The 244-nt window shown below is 69.3% G+C and carries 1 protein-coding gene; it reads right to left on the minus strand.

Annotated features, from left to right (window positions below):
- Window positions 1-244: hypothetical protein (locus AC0IYH_RS33445; RefSeq protein ID WP_471838732.1), on the minus strand; the 244-nt coding region annotated here is incomplete at both ends.

The following is a 244-nucleotide window of genomic DNA, read 5'->3' on the forward strand; positions in this document are numbered from 1 at the left end:
CGCGTCAGCGCGACCGTCGAGTCGTCGCCGATCAGCCGCCCGTCCAGGTCGGCGATCGACAGGAAGACGTCGTCGCCGCCCCCGGGAGCGAAGCTTCCGCGTCGCGCCGTCGCGTGGAAGAAACGTCCACGCTCACCGCCGCCGTGAATCGAATGCAACATCGGCGCATCGACCTGTTCGCCCTGCGCATCCTGCAACCGCACCTCGCGAACCGAATGCACCTCCAGCGCGTCGTCGCGCCTGG

The sequence above is a fragment of the Pseudomonas sp. AC463 genome, from assembly GCF_979253585.1.